Source organism: Citrobacter sp. Ce119 (assembly GCF_030334525.1).
Taxonomy (GTDB): Bacteria; Pseudomonadota; Gammaproteobacteria; order Enterobacterales; family Enterobacteriaceae; genus Citrobacter; species Citrobacter europaeus.
Genome location: NZ_JAOWDR010000050.1, coordinates 1 through 21504, shown reverse-complemented (window position 1 = coordinate 21504; position 21504 = coordinate 1). Strand labels below are relative to the sequence as shown.

General features: G+C 47.7%; 32 protein-coding genes and 1 pseudogene. 23 read left to right on the top strand and 10 right to left on the bottom strand.

All coding sequences use genetic code 11. The features are described 5' to 3' along the window. The 5 genes from OGV80_RS12625 to OGV80_RS12605 form a co-directional block, all read right to left on the bottom strand. A partial coding sequence (locus OGV80_RS12625) for a 3'-5' exonuclease (protein ID WP_286515048.1) occupies positions 1-2376 on the bottom strand: 2376 nt, incomplete at its 3' end. A gap of 141 nt (positions 2377-2517) precedes the next feature. Further along, positions 2518-2844, bottom strand: a complete 327-nt coding sequence (locus tag OGV80_RS12620) for an RrF2 family transcriptional regulator (RefSeq protein WP_032944383.1) — start codon at positions 2842-2844, stop codon at positions 2518-2520. An 11-nt stretch (positions 2845-2855) separates the two neighbouring features. Next, positions 2856-3194 (bottom strand): hypothetical protein, encoded by a 339-nt coding sequence (locus OGV80_RS12615; protein ID WP_135912188.1) that lies wholly within the window; start codon positions 3192-3194, stop codon positions 2856-2858. 161 nt (positions 3195-3355) lie between these two features. Then, positions 3356-3571 carry a hypothetical protein gene (locus OGV80_RS12610; RefSeq protein ID WP_048235613.1) on the bottom strand — a complete coding sequence of 72 codons (216 nt, stop codon included), beginning with the start codon at positions 3569-3571 and terminating at the stop codon, positions 3356-3358. 228 nt (positions 3572-3799) lie between these two features. Continuing rightward, a complete protein-coding gene (locus OGV80_RS12605; protein ID WP_032949520.1) occupies positions 3800-4189 on the bottom strand; it encodes a helix-turn-helix domain-containing protein in 390 nt (129 codons plus the stop codon). A 101-nt stretch (positions 4190-4290) separates the two neighbouring features. Here OGV80_RS12605 and OGV80_RS12600 point away from each other — a divergent pair, with 101 nt between their 5' ends. The 9 genes from OGV80_RS12600 to arsC all read left to right on the top strand — a co-directional run bounded on the left by OGV80_RS12600 (position 4291) and on the right by arsC (position 11114). Then, complete coding sequence (locus OGV80_RS12600; protein WP_032949519.1) at positions 4291-4506, top strand: transcriptional regulator; 216 nt, start codon at positions 4291-4293, stop codon at positions 4504-4506. Positions 4507-4508: 2 nt separating this feature from the next. Beyond that, complete coding sequence (locus OGV80_RS12595) at positions 4509-5063, top strand: toxin YdaT family protein (RefSeq protein ID WP_048235612.1); 555 nt, start codon at positions 4509-4511, stop codon at positions 5061-5063. A 252-nt stretch (positions 5064-5315) separates the two neighbouring features. Further along, complete coding sequence (locus tag OGV80_RS12590; protein WP_048236453.1) at positions 5316-6227, top strand: DnaT-like ssDNA-binding domain-containing protein; 912 nt, start codon at positions 5316-5318, stop codon at positions 6225-6227. Beyond that, positions 6139-6684 (top strand): replication protein P, encoded by a 546-nt coding sequence (locus OGV80_RS12585; RefSeq protein WP_135912879.1) that lies wholly within the window; start codon positions 6139-6141, stop codon positions 6682-6684. The genes OGV80_RS12590 and OGV80_RS12585 overlap by 89 nt, the downstream gene beginning before the upstream one ends. Before the next feature lie 123 nt (positions 6685-6807). Then, entirely contained in the window at positions 6808-7161 is a 354-nt protein-coding gene (gene arsR, locus OGV80_RS12580) for an As(III)-sensing metalloregulatory transcriptional repressor ArsR (RefSeq protein ID WP_044711237.1), read from the top strand. Between the two features lie 46 nt (positions 7162-7207). Then, complete coding sequence (gene arsD / locus OGV80_RS12575) at positions 7208-7570, top strand: arsenite efflux transporter metallochaperone ArsD (protein ID WP_044711234.1); 363 nt, start codon at positions 7208-7210, stop codon at positions 7568-7570. A gap of 17 nt (positions 7571-7587) precedes the next feature. Further along, entirely contained in the window at positions 7588-9339 is a 1752-nt protein-coding gene (gene arsA, locus OGV80_RS12570) for an arsenite efflux transporter ATPase subunit ArsA (protein ID WP_048235610.1), read from the top strand. 47 nt (positions 9340-9386) lie between these two features. Beyond that, the gene (gene arsB, locus OGV80_RS12565) at positions 9387-10676 is read left to right on the top strand and encodes an arsenite efflux transporter membrane subunit ArsB (protein ID WP_044711231.1); all 1290 of its coding nucleotides are present in this window, start codon (positions 9387-9389) and stop codon (positions 10674-10676) included. 12 nt (positions 10677-10688) lie between these two features. After that, positions 10689-11114, top strand: coding sequence for a glutaredoxin-dependent arsenate reductase (gene arsC / locus OGV80_RS12560; protein WP_038641366.1), 426 nt, complete (start codon positions 10689-10691; stop codon positions 11112-11114). Positions 11115-11181: 67 nt separating this feature from the next. Here the strand turns inward: arsC and OGV80_RS12555 are convergent, their stop codons facing one another. After that, positions 11182-11478 (bottom strand): ArsR/SmtB family transcription factor, encoded by a 297-nt coding sequence (locus OGV80_RS12555; RefSeq protein WP_038641364.1) that lies wholly within the window; start codon positions 11476-11478, stop codon positions 11182-11184. Positions 11479-11578: 100 nt separating this feature from the next. Between OGV80_RS12555 and OGV80_RS12550 the strand changes: the two genes are divergently transcribed. From OGV80_RS12550 to OGV80_RS12520, 7 genes are all read left to right on the top strand, one after another. After that, positions 11579-12670: a permease gene (locus OGV80_RS12550; RefSeq protein WP_101699935.1), complete on the top strand. Its 1092-nt coding sequence runs from the start codon at positions 11579-11581 to the stop codon at positions 12668-12670. A gap of 286 nt (positions 12671-12956) precedes the next feature. Then, positions 12957-13190, top strand: a complete 234-nt coding sequence (locus OGV80_RS12545; protein WP_044700595.1) for a DinI family protein — start codon at positions 12957-12959, stop codon at positions 13188-13190. 45 nt (positions 13191-13235) lie between these two features. Then, positions 13236-13481, top strand: coding sequence for a hypothetical protein (locus OGV80_RS12540; protein WP_049268782.1), 246 nt, complete (start codon positions 13236-13238; stop codon positions 13479-13481). A 128-nt stretch (positions 13482-13609) separates the two neighbouring features. Beyond that, complete coding sequence (locus tag OGV80_RS12535; protein WP_003832333.1) at positions 13610-13810, top strand: hypothetical protein; 201 nt, start codon at positions 13610-13612, stop codon at positions 13808-13810. A 2-nt stretch (positions 13811-13812) separates the two neighbouring features. Then, entirely contained in the window at positions 13813-14172 is a 360-nt protein-coding gene (locus OGV80_RS12530; protein WP_049268781.1) for a RusA family crossover junction endodeoxyribonuclease, read from the top strand. Then, positions 14169-15209, top strand: coding sequence for a DUF968 domain-containing protein (locus OGV80_RS12525; RefSeq protein WP_286515044.1), 1041 nt, complete (start codon positions 14169-14171; stop codon positions 15207-15209). The genes OGV80_RS12530 and OGV80_RS12525 overlap by 4 nt, the downstream gene beginning before the upstream one ends. A 13-nt stretch (positions 15210-15222) precedes the next feature. Then, positions 15223-15822, top strand: a complete 600-nt coding sequence (locus OGV80_RS12520; protein WP_048235605.1) for a hypothetical protein — start codon at positions 15223-15225, stop codon at positions 15820-15822. 317 nt (positions 15823-16139) lie between these two features. Here OGV80_RS12520 and OGV80_RS12515 read toward each other — a convergent pair whose 3' ends face one another. Then, complete coding sequence (locus OGV80_RS12515; RefSeq protein ID WP_016152722.1) at positions 16140-16514, bottom strand: FlxA-like family protein; 375 nt, start codon at positions 16512-16514, stop codon at positions 16140-16142. Between the two features lie 144 nt (positions 16515-16658). On the opposite strand from OGV80_RS12515, the gene OGV80_RS12510 reads away from it, so the two are divergent. Both OGV80_RS12510 and OGV80_RS12505 read left to right on the top strand, forming a co-directional pair. Further along, positions 16659-16847 carry a hypothetical protein gene (locus OGV80_RS12510; protein ID WP_049268779.1) on the top strand — a complete coding sequence of 63 codons (189 nt, stop codon included), beginning with the start codon at positions 16659-16661 and terminating at the stop codon, positions 16845-16847. Between the two features lie 92 nt (positions 16848-16939). After that, a pseudogene (locus OGV80_RS12505) lies at positions 16940-17047 on the top strand (putative holin); the annotation flags it as partial. Positions 17048-17183: 136 nt separating this feature from the next. Here OGV80_RS12505 and OGV80_RS12500 read toward each other — a convergent pair. Next, positions 17184-17477 carry a hypothetical protein gene (locus OGV80_RS12500; RefSeq protein ID WP_048233519.1) on the bottom strand — a complete coding sequence of 98 codons (294 nt, stop codon included), beginning with the start codon at positions 17475-17477 and terminating at the stop codon, positions 17184-17186. Between the two features lie 258 nt (positions 17478-17735). On the opposite strand from OGV80_RS12500, the gene OGV80_RS12495 reads away from it, so the two are divergent. From OGV80_RS12495 to OGV80_RS12485, 3 genes are read left to right on the top strand one after another with little or no spacing between them, the layout of a single operon-like run. Next, complete coding sequence (locus OGV80_RS12495; protein WP_003832349.1) at positions 17736-18014, top strand: phage holin; 279 nt, start codon at positions 17736-17738, stop codon at positions 18012-18014. After that, entirely contained in the window at positions 17986-18534 is a 549-nt protein-coding gene (locus tag OGV80_RS12490; RefSeq protein ID WP_075847143.1) for a lysozyme, read from the top strand. The genes OGV80_RS12495 and OGV80_RS12490 overlap by 29 nt, the downstream gene beginning before the upstream one ends. A 23-nt stretch (positions 18535-18557) precedes the next feature. Further along, positions 18558-19061 carry a hypothetical protein gene (locus tag OGV80_RS12485; RefSeq protein ID WP_087050957.1) on the top strand — a complete coding sequence of 168 codons (504 nt, stop codon included), beginning with the start codon at positions 18558-18560 and terminating at the stop codon, positions 19059-19061. Between the two features lie 9 nt (positions 19062-19070). Here OGV80_RS12485 and OGV80_RS12480 read toward each other — a convergent pair whose 3' ends face one another. Further along, entirely contained in the window at positions 19071-19430 is a 360-nt protein-coding gene (locus OGV80_RS12480; RefSeq protein WP_286515041.1) for a hypothetical protein, read from the bottom strand. 122 nt (positions 19431-19552) lie between these two features. Here OGV80_RS12480 and OGV80_RS12475 point away from each other — a divergent pair, with 122 nt between their 5' ends. Together OGV80_RS12475 and OGV80_RS12470 are read left to right on the top strand one after the other, a co-directional pair. Then, positions 19553-19981 carry a hypothetical protein gene (locus tag OGV80_RS12475; RefSeq protein WP_065554947.1) on the top strand — a complete coding sequence of 143 codons (429 nt, stop codon included), beginning with the start codon at positions 19553-19555 and terminating at the stop codon, positions 19979-19981. A gap of 388 nt (positions 19982-20369) precedes the next feature. Continuing rightward, a complete protein-coding gene (locus tag OGV80_RS12470; protein WP_074422899.1) occupies positions 20370-20624 on the top strand; it encodes a hypothetical protein in 255 nt (84 codons plus the stop codon). Between the two features lie 9 nt (positions 20625-20633). Here the strand turns inward: OGV80_RS12470 and OGV80_RS12465 are convergent, their stop codons facing one another. Further along, positions 20634-21173, bottom strand: a complete 540-nt coding sequence (locus OGV80_RS12465) for a cytochrome b (protein ID WP_065554946.1) — start codon at positions 21171-21173, stop codon at positions 20634-20636. Positions 21174-21504: the final 331 nt, after the last annotated feature.

Below are 21504 nucleotides of genomic sequence, written 5' to 3'. Positions count from 1 at the left end.
GTCGAAGCGCGGGTTGATACCGACAGATTTACCCAGTTCAACCATGGTCCTTACGTCCCTGTCATTCCAGAACGGAACAGCGAAGGGAGTCTCTGCTAATGCATATGCGCGGCGGAGAATGACGTTATCAAACGAGCATCCATTACCCCACAGCTGAACAGTGTGACTACCGTTAGCAGCATTTTCAGCAATGAAGTCAGCCAGTAGTTCAAGGGTTTCACGCAGCCCCATGGCCTCATCAACCAGAATTGCAGAGCGGGCTTCAGATGATTGTTTCAACCACCACTGAATTGTTGACGCATCCGGTTTCATGCCAAACGACATCGATGATTCAAGACTGACAACCTGGTAAAATTCGGCACCAGTGTTACCAGTTGAAGGATCAAAATATACGGCGCCGATAGAGACTATTGGTGCATCAGGACCGCTGCCCATAGTTTCCAAATCAACCATCAGGTGAGTATAAAAAGCGTTCAGGTGATCCGTATCTATATGGTGAACGGGTTCATTATTCAGGGAAGCTGGAGGCTCACCAGTTGCATCAGTGCTTTCAACTGGCAAAGCTGCTGCTTCGCCCTGAGGCACATCAGGATTGGCTTTGATTTCGCTGTTGTCAGTTTTTTCCATCTGCACATCGCTGGTGGTTTCCTCGGTATTGGCTTGATGTAATTTTTCTTCGACCGCGCGCTGGCGTACCTGGTCTACGACAGAAAGCGCTGGCGCCGGCTGGTTACCCATCAGGCCATCAATGGAGAAAACACCGTTGCCCATGTTGGCGATTTCTGGTTGCTCGGTTATTGCCTTCTGTTCAGCTGTGGACTTCTCTTTAATCTCGTTTTCCCAGCTTTTTTCTGGTACGTGACCGGCTGCCGCCAGAGTTTCTTCAGTTGGGTGCTGGTGGTCGGTTTCAGTCAGGTTTTTGTTGATGTAACGGCTCAGCAGTTCCGGGAAATGGTGAGTGTTTTCTTCTGCACTACGTATAAGCGCGAAAATAGCGGCGCGGGAATAATCCAGGATACCAGCGCGTTTGCGCAGGGCGGCGGACCACTCTTTGAAAGGGCTTTCGTTTTTAGAAATGATCTCTTTTGCACGACGGAAAACGCCACCAGGAATATCGTAGATGTTGAAATCCATTGGAAGTGTGGCCAGCGCAATATCAATGTCCAGAGTATCCAGCGTGTGGACAAGTTCCGGGTTGCGATCGGTCTTATTGCCTCCACCAGCGTTGGTTCCGGAGTCAGTGCGCTGAATCTGCGACACACGATTGCCCTTACACCACTCTTTAACCAGCAGCCCACGGTCAATGTGCTCAGTATTGAACCAGGCCTTAAAGAACTGAATGACGGTGACCAGTTCAACTCGTTTTCCATCAACCGGAAAAACGGTTTTCAGCGCGCTGACAATCTTCCAGATATCGATCTCTGGCGCCTTCCTGAATGGTTCTACATTCTCGGCGGCAAGCAGCAGGTTCTGCACATAGCTGTTATCCACATCCAGCTCGAGTTCTTGAATGGTTTTCTTCTGCTCAGTATCAATATGGTAAGCATATTCTTCAGAAATAAACTGAGCTAAGAGGCGCTGGCGTAGCGGCAGAGTCGCAACGGTAATAAGCTCTGGCGTTACAGGTGGAGTGGCATGTTCATCACCCGCAACTCCTGCTTTCTTTTGATTAACCCACTCCTGAACGGTAAGAGCTCGCTTTTCTGGTTCTTCAATCCATTCGGTAATAAATTGCTCAAATGAAGCAACGGTATAGACCTGCTCACGGTCGAAGACTTCTTTTACAGCGCTTGTCAGCTTCCACTCGACATGAGCAGAAAGCTCTTTCACCGCTGGCACATTCGAAACGGCCTGTAACAGGTTTTGTACATAGAGATCATTTTCGTTCAGTACCATTTGCCCGATCTGGATGTGCTGCGCTTCACTGATTTCCTTCTCTTCAGTGTCATTGACCAGGTGCGCAATCAGTCGCTGAGACAGGCGCAGGCGAGATATGGGGCGGAGCAATGCTGGCGCATCGCTGTTGGGTACATTGTCGCTGGAAGTTTCAGGTTTTTGCTGACAGGAAGTCTCCTGATTCTCATTATCAGGCTTCTGTTTCAGTTGCCACGTTTGCTGGTCTTCTGCCAGTTCGTAACGATCGCACCATGTGTCATCAAGTTTGCTTTCCTCAGGAAGATCGTCAACAACAAACCAGTTGGTGCGGACAGGTAATTGATAGTCGGCGCCACGACCGACGGCAATATCATTGTCTTCGAGAATATTGAGGATTTCGCGTTCTGCACGGGAATCTGATTTCGCAGAGAACCAGCAAAACAGGTTTTTTGCCTCAGTTGCTTTCGCTTTGGCTTTAATAAGATACGCATACGTTAACATTGCGTTCGGGCTCCATAGGATTGTAAGATACCCGGCAGCTGATGATCGCCGCCTAAGGTAGTGGTTATTGGTCAAAACTCGTTCCGGAAAGCTTTGGTCGGCTGACCGGGTACTTAACCCGCCTTGCGCGGGTTTTGTGCTTTATGGGGTAGGAGATTTTCCCTGCGCCAGCTGTGCGACGGGGACCCACTCCAGAGCATTCAGCACGGGCTCAAATGAATCAGGCGTGTGAGTAACGGCGCGAACGACGTCAGCCACGCTGGGGTTTGCTTTGCTAAGGTGGTACCCGCCACCAGCGCCACGCTGGCTGGTGACGATTTCACTGCTGCGCAGCTTCGAGAAAATCTGCTCGAGGTAAGACACAGACAGCTTTGATTCTTTACTGATAGATGCGATGGAAACCGGACTGCCGTTGTAAATCCTGTTGAGGATGGCAACGACCTGAACAGAAGCCACCACGCGTTTCATTCCAAACTCCATCATGCATCCTTTGCCGGTTCGCGACCGTATCCCGGGTTATCGTTTAAGGCGTCATTCAGAACCTGCATTGCCTCATTATGTGGGAGAGTCAGAGCAAGTTTGATCGCCGTTCCAAGAGCTTCAGCCGCACATTCAAACTTACGAGCGAGCCTGGCTGTTTCATCAACTTGTTCACCCATCGCTTCCATTTCAAAGTTGTGCTCAGTCCAGATTTCATCCATCACATCACTTTCAACTTCTTCACGTAATGCTTCTTTTACTTCCAGAACAGGCAAAACCCCGATTAATGCCTCGGCTGGTGCGCTGCTGAAGCGCAATGCCAGATCGTTAGCTGACATAAAAACCTCCGGAAAAAAGCCCGCCACGGGACGGGCAAAGAACACTTTTCCAATTTAACCAGAACAGGTCTTCGTCTCCTGTTTGGTTACGATGGTGGTAATACCATCACAATGCCCTGTGCACCGGGCATGAGGCTGGCAACAGCCATTGGTCAAACTCGTTATGAACGAACAGCAGTCTGTTGGTCGGCAGACGGGTCGCCCTTCTGGGCAAGCGTGTAGCAAATCAGTCGAATGATTACTTCAATGCGATTTAGATGTACGGCCTGACACCGCACTGGTTTACGTGCGAAATCGATCATGGATTTATCCTCTTGTGTTGCCCTTGTCGCCAGGCTGGCGGAACGTTGAACCTGCTGCGTGTTAATGCCTGTCATCTCATCCGGTGATTCGTATGCCGCCGGCAGCTACTTCGTGGGCGTCCTGCCTCGATGACGTTTTCGATAGAATGATTAAATCATTGGTTTAATGTTTGTGTCAATCATCAATTGATGTAGAGGCAAACATTTGCTTTATCAGTCGTGAAAAACTAAGGGGAGGGAGGTTCTGACAAAAGGGCGAAAAAAAACCGGCAAACGCCGGTTTCAATGGATGGGAATAAACTCTTAGTTCACATCGTTAGCCTTAAAACGACCACGAAGATATTTCTCCACGTAATCATCAATTTCCTTTAACCGCAGTGCAAAGGTATCGATCATTCGCTCTTGCTCTGCCTCTGGTAGCTGCCTAAACAAGTTAAGCATTTTGCTCTCGTTAGGCTTGAGACCTGAATCTTCTGATACTTTCTCACCTAACAACCAAGTAACGGACACGTTGGCGGCTTCCGCAATTGCTATGGCGGACTTCTTACTGATAACTCCCTTCTTAAACCACCCATTCACAGCTTGAGGCGTAACTCCTGCAATGCGAGCCATATCAGCTTTGCTGATCCCTCTTTGAGTAATTTCTTCTAAGCGGGCTACCAGTTGGTTATTGAGATCGTCAGTGTTTTTCATACACCCATTGTAAATGTTTGGTTTATAGTCACAATAAATTTAAAGTTTGCAATTGATGTAAACCTATGGTTTATTACTCCCAATTTAAAAAGGAGATAGTTATGACAGCCATTGATAACGCAATTCGACTAGCTGGCTCGGCCAATAAATTAGCTTGCACGATTGGTGTAAGCGGAATGGCAGTAAGTCAGTGGAAAGCAAAAGGTACTGTTCCTTCGTCACGGGTACTTCAAGTCTTTAGCGCTACAGGGGTTACCCCCCACGAACTTAGACCCGACTTATACCCAAATCCAACGGATGGATTACCTAAGGAGTGACCATGCAAACCATCTCTTTTAAAAACCATACCCCGACGATGGTGAGAACTCAGAAAACAAAAAATCAGTTTTCTGTTTGTCGCCGGGATTGGATGAAGTGCAAAAAAATCTGGGTCGCCGTTCGTGAATGGGAATCGACATTACCAGGACAGGCACAGGAACGGATCGCTCAGCTGGTGGCTGAAGAGTGGGCCAAAGTAGATGGCCGTGGAATTGCTGTTAATAAACAGAATTTATTCCGATATCTGAAAAACGAGGGCGGTTCGGAAAAGTACACGGCTTACGTTATGCAACTGTCAGGTTCAATTATTGCTGCTATGCCAGTTCAGATTGCCAGAAAGCACGGATTAAGTAATGCGAGCACAGAAGCAGAGCTGGTGGCGAACGCTATCAAAGAATGCAGTGAGGCACACCATGCGAAATTAATTGGCGCGCCATTACAAAAGCTCGAGAAGGAAATTCGTGAGGCGGCAATCGCATTATTCAACATGTTACCTGCTGATGCGGCGGGACCACTACTGGCGAGCATAAGCGCCGTAGCGCCGCAATTGTTTTAATCGAGTTTTGACCAATGACCATTATTACTGCAACTCGCGGGGTGAAGTATGCCTAATCCTTTGGCTAAGGCCATGCCTAAGAGTAAGGCTAGTAACGAGCCTTACCGTAAGGTGAAGATCACCATGTGGGATGATCCTAAGTTTCGAGCCTTATCACCACTCCCGCCAAGTGGGCAGAGTCTGTTTATTTACCTGCTTACGGGTCCATTCACAGGGATTATTCCCGGGCTGTATAAGGCGGGAAGGGCGGCTATGGCCGAAGAATTAAACTGGGATGTCGAAGCCTTCGACTTAGCCTTAGGCGAAGCCATAGCGTTAGGTATGGTGGAAGCCGACCTTAAAGCCAGAGTTTTTTGGTTGCCTAACGCGGTGAAACATAACCCGCCAGCATCAGTGAACGTGATCAAATCATGGGCAAGATCGTTTGAATTACTGCCTGAATGTTCACTGAAAGATAAAGCATATGAAGCTCTCAAAGCCGCCTGCTACGGGGTTTCTGACGCTATGGGGACGGCTTTTGATAAGGCTTTCGCCTTGCCTAAGGATAAGGCTAAGTCTTTGGCTAAACCTTTGCCATCAGGTATCCAGAAAGCAGTAAGCAGTAAACAGATCTTAAACCCCTCTCTTAACGCGGGCGCGATGAAAAATCCGAATGGGGATGTACTGCCATCCCCGGCCATGCCCCGATACCTGGACGGTGTTGATGAACCGATCGGGAAATTCAGCATGACAGATAGCTGGCTTCCCTCCAGAGACTTCCGACAGCGCGCTGCATCGTGGGGTATCTCCCTGCCTGAACCAGATTACCTTCTGACTGAACTCGCAGAATTCACCGCGTATTGGGAGTCGGAAGGGAAAGTTTTTACACAAATCCAGTGGGAACAAAAATTTGCCCGACATGTAGCCCGGGTTAGAACGCAGGTAAAACCAGAAACCGGAGGTAACAGTCATGTGGGAGCAGGATCCGAACCAACAGCATCCCGGGCAGTTCAGCAAATTCAGTCAGCACACGCAGAGTGGCGCCGCAGGAATGGACTTGATGGCGACGGAAACAGCCTGGCGACTGTGGCAGGTCATGGGGGAGGTGTATTCGAACCGATGGACCCAGAAAAACGGGGCGGAGCCTTCGCCTATCTGGATAGCCCAGATAGGTTCGATGACTGAACCTCAAATTCGGCTGGTCTGTCAGCAGTGCATGGAGCGCTGCGCGATGGGAAATACATGGCCGCCTGACTTGGCTGAGTTTGTTTCTCTGGTTTCAGAGAGTGGGGCGAATCCATTCGGACTGACATCGGAGCAGGTTATGACGGAATACCGGCGCTGGCGCAATGAGTCATATCGGTATTCAGGAAGCGATAAATATCCATGGCCTCAGCCCGTGCTGTATCACATCTGCATCGAAATGCGCAGAACGGGCGTTGAACGACAAATGACAGAGGGGGAACTGAAACGACTGGCGGAAAAGTTACTTACGAAGTGGTCGAAGCATGTTGGTAACGGACTAAGTGTGCCACCAATTCGACGTCAACTGGCGGCGCCGCACCATCCGGCGGGACCAACGCCAGCGCAACTACTGATGGATGAATACAGGCGTCGAAAAGCGGCAGGGTTAACGAATTGAAGAATAAACAAATTGTAAACACGAAATGAAATTCACGTAACTATCATATTTGAATTTTCGAATATGATAGTTGACGGCACTCAACTATTGCAGGAAACTACGGAGAGAATTCAGGAGATTAAAATGGTTGAACTAACTTCTCTACAACTTTTCAAAAATCTCTCAGATGAAACCCGGTTGGGTATCGTGTTATTGCTTAGAGAGATGGGAGAGTTGTGCGTGTGCGATCTCTGCACTGCGCTGGAACAATCTCAGCCCAAGATCTCCCGCCATCTGGCGATGCTTCGGGAAAGTGGATTATTGCTGGATCGCAAGCAGGGGAAATGGGTTCATTACCGCTTATCCCCGCATATTCCTTCCTGGGCTGCTCAGATTATTGAGCAGGCCTGGTTAAGCCAACAGGACGACGTTCAGGCCATCGCCCGTAAGCTGGCTTCAGCCAACTGCTCTGGTAGCGGGAAGGCTGTCTGCATCTAAAAAATTTGCCTGAACATATATGTTTTTTCAAATGTGAGGTATTGAAATGAAAACGTTAACGGTATTTGACCCAGCGATGTGTTGCAGCACCGGAGTCTGCGGTACAGATGTTGATCAGGCTCTGGTCGATTTTTCTGCGGATGTACAATGGCTCAAACAACGTGGTGTACAAATTGAGCGTTTCAATCTCGCACAACAACCGATGAGCTTTGTACAGAACGAGAAGGTCAAAGCGTTTATAGAGGCTTCCGGGGCAGAAGGTTTGCCATTGTTGTTACTGGATGGCGAAACAGTGATGGCTGGGCGTTATCCGAAACGCGCTGAGCTGGCTCGCTGGTTTGGCATTCCACTGGAGAAAGTGGGATTAGCGCCAACAATCTGCTGTGGTGGTAATACTTCTTGTTGTTAAGTATGTCAGGAGGACATATGAACTTCTTACAGAATATCCCCCCTTATCTGTTTTTTACTGGTAAAGGAGGCGTTGGTAAAACCTCTATTTCATGCGCCACGGCGATCCGTCTGGCAGAACAGGGGAAACGGGTGCTGCTGGTCAGTACCGATCCGGCCTCAAACGTAGGTCAGGTGTTTGGACAGACGATTGGCAATACCATTCAGCCAGTAGCTTCTGTTCCAGGATTATCGGCTCTTGAGATTGATCCTCAGGCCGCTGCACAACAGTACCGGGCCAGAATCGTTGACCCCATTAAAGGCATCCTGCCTGATGACGTCGTTTCCAGCATCAACGAACAACTGTCGGGGGCATGCACAACAGAGATTGCGGCTTTTGATGAATTTACCGGATTACTGACAGATGCTTCTCTACTGACCCGGTTTGACCATATCATTTTTGATACCGCACCGACGGGTCATACCATTCGCCTTCTCCAGTTGCCAGGTGCCTGGAGTAGCTTTATTGATAGCAATCCCGAGGGTGCGTCCTGCCTCGGCCCGATGGCCGGTCTGGAAAAACAGCGTGAACAGTATGCCCAGGCTGTTGAAGCATTATCTGATCCAGCACGTACCCGACTGGTTCTGGTTGCTCGTCTGCAAAAATCCACGTTGCAGGAAGTTGCCCGGACTCATCTGGAGCTTGCCGCCATCGGTCTTAAAAATCAGTACCTGGTCATCAACGGCGTTCTGCCCAAAACTGAAGCAGCAAACGATACACTGGCTGCGGCAATATGGGACCGTGAACAGGAGGCGCTGTCCAATCTTCCCTCTGATCTTTCCGGTCTGCCAACTGACACGTTATTCCTCCAGCCGGTCAATATGGTCGGCGTGTCTGCACTCAGCGGACTTCTCTCCACTCAGCCTATAGAGGCGTCATTCTCTGAAGAATACATTCAACAGCGCCCTGACATTCCGTCACTTTCTGCGTTGGTCGATGATATTGCCCGTAATGAGCATGGCCTGATCATGCTGATGGGTAAAGGTGGTGTAGGGAAAACCACGATGGCGGCTGCCATTGCTGTCAGACTGGCCGAAATGGGATTTGATGTCCATCTGACAACATCTGATCCTGCAGCGCATCTCAGCACAACCCTCAACGGCAGCCTCAACAATCTGCAGGTCAGCAGGATCGATCCTCTCGAGGAAACTGAACGCTATCGTCAGCATGTTCTTGAGACGAAGGGAAAAGAACTGGACGATGCGGGAAAACGCCTGCTGGAAGAGGACTTACGCTCACCCTGCACCGAGGAAATTGCGGTATTCCAGGCCTTTTCACGGGTGATTCGCGAGGCGGGTAAGCGCTTCGTGGTGATGGATACGGCACCGACCGGACACACGCTCTTGCTGCTTGATGCCACCGGGGCATATCACCGCGAGATTGCCAGAAAAATGGGGGAAAAAGGCCATTTCACCACACCGATGATGCAACTGCAGGACCCGGAGCGAACCAAAGTGTTACTGGTCACGCTACCGGAAACCACGCCGGTACTTGAGGCGGCAAATTTACAGGCCGACCTTGAACGTGCAGGAATTCACCCCTGGGGCTGGATTATCAATAACAGCCTTTCCATCGCGGATACCCGTTCACCGCTGCTCCGCTTGCGAGCGCAGCAGGAACGTCCGCAGATCGAGAGCGTTAAAAATCTACATGCCAGCCGTGTAGCACTTGTACCCGTACTGGCGTCAGAACCAACCGGCATCGATAAACTCAAACAACTCGCGGGTTAGTTATTACCATCATTCGGGGCAGCATTGCTGCCCTTTCAGGAGGTTATATGTTACTGGCAGGAGCCATTTTTATCCTGACCATCATATTGGTTATCTGGCAGCCAAAGGGATTAGGGATTGGCTGGAGCGCCACGCTGGGGGCCGTACTGGCTCTGGCATCGGGTGTGATTCACATTGCTGATATTCCGGTGGTGTGGAATATCGTCTGGAACGCGACGGCAACATTTATCGCCGTTATTATCATCAGTCTGTTGCTTGATGAGTCAGGCTTTTTCGAATGGGCAGCGCTGCACGTTTCTCGCTGGGGGAACGGTCGTGGCCGCCTTCTGTTTACGTATATCGTTCTGCTTGGCGCGGCAGTCGCGGCACTGTTTGCCAACGATGGCGCGGCACTTATTCTGACGCCGATTGTTATCGCTATGCTCCTGGCGCTTGGCTTCAGTAAAAGCACCACACTTGCTTTCGTGATGGCCGCAGGGTTTATTGCCGATACCGCCAGCTTGCCGCTTATCGTATCGAACCTGGTCAATATCGTTTCGGCTGATTTCTTCAAACTGGGATTCACGGAATATGCCTCGGTAATGGTGCCGGTGGATATCGCCGCCATCGTCGCCACTCTGGTGATGCTGCATCTATTTTTCCGCAAAGATATCCCGCCCACTTATGATATTGCACGACTGAAAGAGCCCGCAAAAGCCATCAAAGATCTGGCAACATTCAGAACAGGTTGGATTGTATTAATTCTTTTATTAGTGGGCTTTTTTGTACTCGAACCACTGGGTATTCCGGTCAGTGCCATTGCAGCAGTAGGGGCAGCAATCCTGTTTGCTGTGGCAAAAAAAGGTCACGGCATTAACACCGGTAAAGTGTTGCGTGGGGCACCATGGCAGATCGTGATCTTCTCGCTGGGAATGTATCTGGTGGTCTATGGGCTGCGTAACGCAGGGCTGACAGAATATTTGTCTGACGTGCTGAACTTACTCGCAGATAAAGGCCTGTGGGCAGCCACGCTGGGAACGGGATTCCTGACCGCATTCCTCTCTTCTATCATGAATAACATGCCTACCGTATTGATTGGCGCATTGTCGATTGATGGCAGTACCGCGTCGGGCGTTATCAAAGAAGCAATGATTTATGCCAACGTCATTGGCTGCGATCTGGGGCCGAAAATTACCCCTATTGGTAGCCTGGCAACGCTGCTCTGGCTACACGTACTTTCACAGAAGAATATGACCATCACCTGGGGATACTATTTCCGCACCGGGATCGTCATGACTCTGCCTGTGCTGTTTGTAACGCTGGCCGCGCTGGCGCTACGTCTCTCTTTCACTTTGTAATGAGATACTGATATGAGCAACATCACCATTTATCACAACCCAGCCTGCGGCACATCGCGTAACACGCTGGAGATGATCCGCAACAGCGGTAATGAGCCGACCGTTATTCTTTACCTTGAGACTCCACCTTCACGCGATGAGCTGGTCAAACTCATTGCTGATATGGGCATTTCCGTCCGGGCGTTACTACGTAAGAACGTCGAGCCATATGAGGAACTGGGTCTTGCCGAAGATAAATTTACTGACGACCAGTTAATTAACTTTATGTTGCAGCATCCGATCCTGATTAATCGCCCCATCGTTGTAACACCGCTGGGAACCAAACTGTGCCGTCCTTCTGAAGTTGTTCTGGATATCCTTCCTGATGCTCAGAAAGGGGCTTTCGCCAAGGAAGATGGCGAGAAAGTCGTTGATGATGCAGGCAAAAAATTGAAATAAGCGACAGGAGAGCCGCCTGTTATTTAGGCGGCTCCTTTATCAAATAAAAACAATGGATTGCCTCGATTTAAATCTTTGGACTGTTGATGCAACATTCTTCGCGTAGAAAATCAATAATCGACTCTAACTTGTCATATTGAGAAACGCAGATTAAGGAGCGGCTTTCGCGATTTTGTTTGACCAGACCTACGGAAACAAGAGCGGATATATGATGACTCAGTGTTGAAGATGGAATCGCAAGTTGTTTTTGTAGATCACCTACAGGTAAACCTTGTTCACCGGCTTTAACAAGGTGTTTGAAAATAAACAAACGTGTCGGATGTCCTAATTCTTTCATAGCTTTAGCTACTTCTTCTAGTTGCATGGTGCCTTCCTCGTCTAGTGATATTTCGATAATACCAGAAATATGTTGATCTAACCTCAATAATTCGATTATTCTAGAAATATAGTTTATAGGGGGTTTCATGAATAGCTGGATTTCTATGTTTACTAACGCGGCAGAGATGTTCTTGTTTCTTGCTGTCGAGTTGTCTGCGCTTTTTTTTCTGATTAGTGCGGGTGTTAGCCTTATCAGGCAAAAAATTCCGGACCAAAAGATTAAAAGAATGTTAGGGGCGAGAAAGGGGAGAGGTTACATACTTGCATCGCTGTTAGGAGCTGTAACACCGTTTTGCAGCTGCTCTACAATTCCCATGTTACGCGGACTGTTATCAGCAAAAGCAGGCTTCGGTCCAACACTTACATTCTTGTTTGTTTCACCTCTGCTTAACCCGATAATCATTGGTCTGATGTGGGTTACTTTTGGTTGGAAAGTTACCCTGCTATACGCTGTTATAGCTGCAACAGTTTCCGTACTGGCAAGTATTTTGTTAGATGTGCTTGGTTTTGACCGACATATTGTCGAAAAATCAAAACCGCTGGCTAGCTGTTGTGGTGTTAGCAGTGGAAAAACTCTTGAAACTAAACTACGGAGTGTTTCAGCTTGCTGTTCTGTATCAAATCAACAGGACATAGGGGCTAATAGTTGTTCTAAACCACAAGAAACGTTTAAGAGTTTCTCAGCATTTCAGGGCACAAATTGTGAATTGACCTGCGAGACAGGTCAAACAAATAAACAATTCTTCCCGAAAAGTGTAGTAAGAGATCCTGGTGCGATACGTCTGGCATTTCAGGATGCCTGGACTCAATTTAAAGATGTATTACCTTATCTGATGTTAGGTATTGTTATAGGGTCGTTTATCTACGGTTTTATACCTGCAGAGTGGATTGCTGCTCATGCTGGGAATGATAATCCGTTTGCGATTCCACTAAGTGCAATTATTGGAATACCGTTGTATATACGTGCTGAGGCAGTAATTCCGTTGGCATCAGTCTTGATGGATAAAGGCATGGGAACGGGAGCAGTAATGGCTCTGATTATTGGTAGCGCAGGAGCTAGTCTGACGGAAGTAATACTGCTTAAATCAATGTTCAAAACACCCTTGATTGCTGCATTTCTGACCGTTATTTTGGGCATGGCGATTATTATGGGATACCTGACACAGTTGTTATTTTGATTGGGTATGTTAGACAGAACCTGAAAAAGTTGCAGGGGGAGACGAGCATATGAAAGTTGCGCAATCAATCCCAATCAAAGCAGTTATCCAAATTTAAGGACGTTGATATCTCAATACTTACAATGGTGTCAAAACAACAAGTCCGCATTGGATTGAACCCGCTTCGGCGGGTTTTTTTTGCATCTCATTTATAGGCTAAGGTTAACAATTTGTGCTCTTAAGTCATTGATCATTTCAATGTATCGGTGTACTGTACAAATATACAGTATATGCAGTGGAGGCTAATATGAAAGTTGAACTCACCATTGATCGTACTAAAGAACTTCCAAAGGGAGCAGTGCCGGCGCTGGAGAAAGAGTTACTTAAAAGGTTGGGTAATCAGTATGAGAACTGCAGCCTGAGCATACGTCGTACAGGCTCTGATGGCTTAAGTGTTCTTGGTGGTGACAAGGAAGATAAAAAGAAAATAGAGACTATCCTCCAGGAAACCTGGGAAAGTGCTGACGACTGGTTTTATTAATTATTTTGGGTGTTACTTTTATCCCGTTTGCATGGGGGAGTTTAAGTGAAAGAAAAATTAGGATTGCCCAAAAAAGGCTACGCAGTCATCAGATGTCACGATGGAGTCATCGTTGCCAGGCTGCAATCATTTCCTGAGTGTGAGCGCGCCCTGATGTACCGACGCGATAGCATGGTGTCATTTTTGCCTCTTCAGGATAATGAAATTATTGGTACACCTACGTTGTTTACTCAGATGCTGGAAAGGGCTGGTTATCGCGTTACCCAAAAATCTGTTACACTCCCGTCATAGGCCTGAACAACCTATACCTGCTGCGCCACAGGAGAAAAGCCCATGGCGCAAGATCAATTCAAGCAATCCCACATACTGACGTTAACTAACGCCAGCGATTTTCTTTTTGCCGCATCCAGAGGTGCGTTATGAAGAAAAGCTGGTTTCAACATACTCAACTCACCACTGAGCAGGCTGATGAACTGGAAGCCCGCTATCGCGCAAAGCAGATTAAGACAGAGCGTAGTCTGGATAATGACTTCATTCACTGGACGATCAGCGCGTTCTTGCCAGAAGCATCTAAGCCTCCGCGTCAGGAGAGAACCTGGCAACAACGGATCTGGAGGTGAATGTGAAAGTCTACGATATCACCCCAATGGGCAAGCCCAGAATGACGCGCGCTGACAAATGGAAAAAGCGTCCCGAGGTTCTGCGTTACCGGGCTTTCTGTGATGAAGTTCGTCTGCAGGGTGTTGAGCTGCCGGAAAGCGGTTCACACGTCACCTTCATTCTTCCGATGCCGGCGAGCTGGGGCAAAAAGAAACGGGCTGAGTTCAACGGTAAACCACACCAGACTAAACCTGATTTCGACAATATGATGAAAGCCCTGATGGATGCTATTTACGAAGATGACGCTCACATCTGGGATTCACGTGTCACTAAATTATGGGGAGAGAAGGGACAAATAATTATCGGGGAGATAGCAGAATGAGGGCGCTGCTTAAACCCGTGGTTGCACGTGAGCTTGGAATTGTGCTGCTCAAGCCGGGCAGCGAGCTGATGTCATTATTCAGTTGTGAACGTGTGTTGGTGGAAAGTCAGCCTGCAAGCATGGAAAGGTTGCCTGCAGGCCCTGTTCCTGACGTTCGCCAGCCGCTGGCCAGTGACGAATCCCTGTGGCCGTTCTTCCTGGATGAAAAAGTTATAAAGGCTGCTGGTGGTTTTAGTGGTCTTGATTACTGGCTTCTGCGTTATGGCGGTAGCTGCTGCCAGTGGCCACACAGCAATTACCATTATCACGAGTTAACCACTCTGCGTCATGAACCCGGATCGGTTCTCCTGTGTGGACATTGTGATAACCATCTGCGTGACCACTACAGCGAACAACTTGCAGAGCTGGCGAGACGTAATGTTATTAACTGGATTATTAACAGCATCATGGTGGCGCTAAATATGGATTCTTCCAGAGAGTTGTCGCTGGCTGAGCTTTGCTGGTGGGCGGTTCGAATGGGAGTTACCGACGCAATTCCCGAATCAGCAGCCAGTCGGTCGCTACGTATTCCTTCGAAAGAGCATCATTCAGTCATGCGTGAATGCGATATCGAACCGGGTGTAACCGCCACCAGCATCATTACAGCCAGAGCCAACGCAGTAACCGTGAACATGCCACCAGCGCAAGTTCCAGCGATTAAACCCGTAGTCGGTGTCCTGGTAGATCCCGAGTCCCCGCAAACCTATATGAAACGTCCGAAGAGGATCCGTTGGGCGAACCCCAGATATCTTGCATGGATTAAAACACAGCCCTGCGAATGCTGCGGCAAACCATCAGATGACCCACACCATTTAATCGGCTGGGGGCAGGGAGGGATGGCAACGAAGGCGCATGATATTTTCGCGATCCCCTTGTGTCGTCAGTGCCATACAGAACTACATAACGACCCGGTGAAGTTTGAGCGAAAGCATGTGCCTCAGCCGGTAATGATTATCAGAGTGCTGGACCGGGCTTATGGGCTCGGCGTTCTGGCGTAAGGAGAAGAACAGGATGACACCACGTCAACGCCGCAATCATCTGGAAGCGCTGGGTAAAGCGGCTTCTGCTCCACGCAAAAGCTGGCTGGGTAAATGTATTCTCCTTACAGGGATCCAGTCCGGATGGATTAAATCCCTGCTCACTATATGGGGCGAGGGTGTGGGAGGAAAAACTGCACCCCGTTTGCTGCGAAGTCATGCATGCTGGAATGTTATTAAAGGACGGATTTGGTCAGATAAGGCGTTAGAGCGATTCACTGTTGCGTTAAATCAGGCGAGAGAAGAGGGATTCCGTGGACAGCAGGCAATGAACAGGGCACATAGCATTCTCTGGCCGCAGTCATCCGCTAGTGTGATTGATGAAGCCCTGCATAATGATGATGTCGATTTTGTTGAGCAATGCGTACTGCAGGCGCTGGATATTAATGATCCGGTTTATGTGGTCGGTCTTCAGTATTACACCACCCGAAAAAAAATCTCAGACATAACCCGGGAGTTGCAGGCGATTGCGCCATGGTTAACTGATGGGGAGGCGAGAAAGCGCGTGCGCTGGTGCCTGGAAATATTCAGAGCAAAGGTCTTTTTGGAAGCACGCAAACTGTTATCTGAATAGACTCACTGAAATCATTTTTTAGCTATTGATGCTATTTTTTGATAATGGTGTTGAAAACGGGCCAGAAAATCAGATAATTTATTCATGCTTGGCAGAGCTGCGCCACTATGGCAGCGACAAAAAGCGAACAATTTGAACATAACGAGAACCCCGCCACAGCGGGGTTTTTGGTTTCCGGCGATACGACAGGGGTATTCGCGAGGTGCATAGCACCAGTACCCCTGTCATATCGCCGATCTGAAATCGTTAACTCGAAAACAAGTTCTCACAATCCTTTTTCGTTTCTAACTCAGAGGAAAAATGATAGGGGGTCACTGCTAAACGTAGACATCAATATTTTTAGTATTATTCCCTGCAACGTTCGAACTTGATTTGTCACTTACCGTAGGTAATGCACCCGATGCCATTTGGTTTTTTTCTGCTTCTTGTTTTTGTAATTGAGCAATTTTTGCGTACATAGACTCGATTTGCCTTTGAATCATCTCCATCTGCTGTTTAAGCAGTTTTGCCTCATCTTCGGAGGTTACTTCATTTATTTTTGAACCCATGGCGCTGAGTTCTTTTGTCAACTCACCAATTTGTTTTTTCAGGTTTTGAATTTGTTGTGAAACAGAGTTGCCAGTACTTGAAGGTGCTTGTTTTACTGTGCTTTGCAGTATGTCCTGACCCAAAGTGCTAACTGTCATGCTCATGGTGGTTCCTCCGGCCTTACATTTATTACCCATTATCGTCATCTTTCGAAATTACTTTATTAGCAAAGATTAAGTTGTGGCTTCCTGCACCACAGCATTATTTGTACTGCTCTATACTATCTGCTGAGTATCGCGGAGGAGCTTATGAAAGAAGGGTATTACTGGATTCAGCATGTCGGTGTTGTACAGGTAGCGTACTACACGAATGACACTGTTGATGACTTGGAAACGGGGAAAATAATCACAGGTGTTTGGCATCTGACCAGAGGCGATGACATTTGCCATAACGGTGAAGCAGAGGTGTTAGAAGGTCCTCTCTCTCCACCATTGTAAACAACCGTACTTACTTCGAGGCTGCCGCATGGCGGCCTTTTTTTTATTCCCCTCATTCCTGAGAGGACTCACAGCAATTTAGAGGGGGCTAAATGCCCGATCCGATTTCCGGTACTGGGCTGGCTGGTGGTGTCCTGACGGGGGCCAGTGTCTATGAACTGTTAACCGGAACCGATTACGGTGTGGTGTTTGGCGCATTTATCCGGGTAGCCCGTTCACGGGTCATAAGTAACGAAGTGTGATGTATATGTAAGATCGTATGCGCCTGTTAGGACGCAACTGGAAACAGAGCCTTATAGGCGTATCAGAAAAACCTCCGGCTATGCCGGAGGATATTTAAATAATTTCACCAGTCTTATAACCAAATTTCTCAAGTTTTAGCCTGGCTTCTTCTGCAATCTGCCATGATGAATTAACGGCTACCCAGATATTAGAATGTGTTTCGGGCTGATTCAGTGTTAAAGAATCTATGAAAACTTGAATCGGGTTTATAAACCCCTCTCTTTTTGTGCTCTCCAAAACAGAGTTAAGACTGTTGCTGATACTTTTACAGGCTTCTGTTAGTGCTGCAATATCCGCATCAAAACTGGATAAGTACACTCTGAATCGTTCATTTTTCCCATTATTCACGATCTATCCTTTTTCATTGGTTGCTAGAACCAAGTAGTAGATCAGGAATTGAATTGGAGAGCAAGCTACTGTAATTGGCTAGTCTAACCTTGCTCGATGGAAAAATTATCAAACATCATTTTTAGGCTGCCAACTGGCGGCCTTTTTCATTTCAGGCTCACGGGAATCATCCGCTACGTGCTTTGTTGATAAATCCAGCCTGTGAAGCCTGACCCTTTAATCACACACAGCGCCATCCGAAGAATCGGAGGTGAGGCTATGACCAGAATGAGCACCATTTACAGCAGACTTTCATATGGAACAGGAACCACGCTGACCGGCTGCGGTGTATCAGCGAAGGCATATGCCGAAACAGCTAAAACAGCAAAAGAGGTGTCCTGGATGTTGGCCGACAGAATTGCAGGGTTAAGCCTGAGCGACTGGGCAATTATTGTCGGTATCGCATGCACTGTTATTACCTGTGCAGTGAACTGGTATTACAGGAAAAAGGAAAGGGAGGACCGGCTTAATGGTAATGTCACCAAAGCTGAAGAATAAACTGAGCGCAGCGGTCGTTGGTTTGATTCTTGCCGGGGCTTCCGCCCCCGTGATTCTCGATCAGTTTCTGGATGAGAAAGAGGGTAACAGCCTGACAGCATATCGCGACGGTGGCGGAATCTGGACTATTTGCCGTGGTGCCACGATGGTTGATGGTAAGCCAGTAGTTCAGGACATGAGGCTTTCTGCTGAGAAATGTGCCCAGGTAAACGCCATCGAACGCGACAAAGCGCTGGCGTGGGTTGAGCGAAATATCAAAATTCCGCTGAGTGAGCCGCAGAAAGCGGGTATCGCATCTTTTTGCCCTTATAACATCGGTCCCGCAAAATGCTTCCCATCTACGTTTTACAAGCGCATTAACGCTGGTGACCGTAAAGGAGCCTGTGAAGCGATCCGCTGGTGGATTAAAGACGGTGGCCGTGATTGTCGCCTGACTAAAGGCCAGAAAAATGGCTGTTATGGGCAGGTAGAACGGCGAGACCAGGAAAGCGCGCTGACGTGCTGGGGGATAGACCAGTGAACAGAAGTCTCGTTTTTGTTGGGATGGCAGCTATCATCCTCATCTCGGTGCTCTGTGTGCTGCTGGCCCGCAGTAATGCCGCGCTGGCCACGTCAGAGAGCGACAACCGGGTTTTGCGTAGCGACAACGCGCTACAGACGGCGGTGATAACTACTCAGGCCTTCAACTTCAACCGGTTTAACCAGATAGCAGAGAATACCAACCGCCTTAATTCGCTAATAGATGCCGGAACAGAGAAAACCATCATTGAATACCGGGAGATTTTACGACGTGAAAAAACCTGTGATTTGCCTGTTCCTGCTGATGTCGCTGGTGGGCTGCTCGAATACGCGCACCGTTTACGTGCCAATGCAATGCACCCCGATACCGGGGAGGCTGACACAGTCAGTGATAGCGCCGCTGCCGCCAGCTCAATAACGTACTGCCAGGCAGTGCTGTGGATTAACCCGCTACTGGCCACCATTGAGAAGGCAAACAATCAGCTTGCCGGAATACGTGAAATAGAAAATACCAGAGCCTCGCCATAGAAGAGAAAGTTATTCCCATGTGAAGGCTGTCGTTTCTGGGTTGAAAGTTATAGTTGCTTGGCTCCAGTTATTTCCAGCAAGAATTTTCTCTATGCAATGTGTGGCGTAAAGATCATCGGGCGGATAGAAAGGAGTGTATTCGCTTTCTATGGTCAACTTGACGTCATGTATTGAAGCGATTGCGGTACGTCCTTCATTGTCAATGTTGCGGAAACAGGAAATTCTCGCTTCGTAAAACTTGTCCGGCAAACCTTCTAACATGCACCCAGTAGCCCACTGCAGAAGCTGCTCGGTTGAATATTCCTGTGGTACCTCTTGGGTGGTTTTTTGATTGATGAGCCTGTTGAGTGTTTCGAGAAAATTAAACATTTCATCTCCTTATGGTTATATTTGGAAACATATCATTTAACGAACCCAACTCATAGAGCATTCCAGCAGGCATTCACTGAGTGTCTGTGATAATGTCAGGGTAAATCGAAGTGAGGTTACCAGTGAAATTCTATTTAATTCGACCATCCGGTGACAATCTGAAGGCCACGAAAGAAGCAATTCTTAGAGGGCTTGCGTTGGCTAAGGAAGAAAATAAAAAGCTGATTCTTGTGGTGAGCACATTTAGCCAAGCGAGGGACTCAAGTTGTTTACGAGGCGCAATTGGGGTCACTGCTTTTGCTGCACTTAATAAAAATCGACGCGTGATGATATGCTCGGTTGATGTTCACTTAATGACGACAAAATCTGCAGCTGAAATCGGATTGGGATTTCAGGGAGTCGTAGTGTTTCTATGGCCGCAAGAAAAGGCCATCAGAGCAATCACATCTAGCATTCCCAAGTTAAAAGCTGTTATTGCACTTGAATGGCAGCCTAAGTCTTTAGAGGACTGGCGACGTGACGTGAATGGCACACTTATTACTCTAGAGTAGCTGTTTGCATCAAATAAACAGAAATATCAGGAGCCTCGTATATGCGGGGCTTTTTTATTCTCGTCGCATGTGCACATCAAAGAAAGTCTTTCAGTAGTGAGCCAGGGTAATCCGCTAACTCCTGGCGGTTATACAGTGCGACAGACTCGCACTTGAAAGAACATAAAATTTAACGGCACTCACCTGAGGCTGATTGCCCGGAAGGGCAGATGTCCGAATTTGCTGGTGTAACGCCCCAGTAAGATCCAGCAGGGCCTGCGCATGCAGAAAGTAGAAGAACTGAAATTAATGCGAAATATTTCACGATACTGTTCCTTAGTTATGAATTAATGATGTTCAAACCGAAATGTAACGGTTTGATTGCGTTTATATCATCAGATGGGGTTGGATGAAAACCATCAGCGAAGAAGGTTCTCCTGGAGGAGGGCTCTGCCACGGGGCGGCGTGCTGCGCGAGATTTGGCGCATTTTTGATTTTTCACTCAACCATTCCAGCATTTGATGCTGATGACGGTAGCTCTATCCCCGAATACACAGGGCTGATCGCCTACTCAGAGTTACTTGAGCACGGTGTGTTGCAACTCGAATACTACAGGCATTACAGCAGGCATTCACTGAGTGCCTGCTGTAATGTTAAACATTAAAATTTGTATTTATTTCTTATCGTTACAATCAGGGATTATTCTCAAAAGAGTGTTATCTTTCTGGACGTAGTGATGAAATAACGCTGCACCTGCATGCGCTGCGATTAAAAAGTATCCGACGTTTGCCAGTGTTTCGTGAATATCTTTAATAAGTGATTTTGTTTCCCCGTCAGGAGTAACGAAAGGTGCAATGTTAATACTTAAGAAACTCCAGTCCTTCCCACCGTAAGCCATAATTGCAATACCTAATAATGGCAGAGCCAAAAAAGAAATGTACAGCAGGATATGCATTATTTTAGCCGCCATCATCTGCCAGGCTGGTGGGGGGGGAATGATGGCTGGGTCATGATACTTATGTTTAATAATTAATCGTATTATCATTAAAAACCAGACAAACACCCCAACATTATAATGTGTTTCTTTCATGAGAAGGTAGGTGTTGCTGCCTTTGGGAAACCAGCCACGAAGCTCCATAGCTGCATAGGTTATCGCTATTAATATCAGGGTTAGCCAGTGTAAGCGAATCTGAAGTTTTGAGAATTTGACCATTATTCTTGCCTCAAACGGTGTATTACATCGACCATAAATCATGAAGCTTAACAAATCCTTATTTTTGTTGAGAGATTAAGAGTTTGTTATTCCAGCGATCTCACTTGAATGCTTTGATAATAATTCTCATTTTTATTTCTTTCTGATAATCCTTGATGTTACGGGGCAAGAACCGCGCAGATTCTCGCTATTTATGAGAACTTTCAATCAACTACTGGTTCATTTTTACTTTCCGCCTATTACACAATTTGTATCCAACAAACAGGACTATGCCGATGCCAGCACGTGCTAAACGCCCATGCCGACACAAAGGGTGTGCGGCAATCACCAA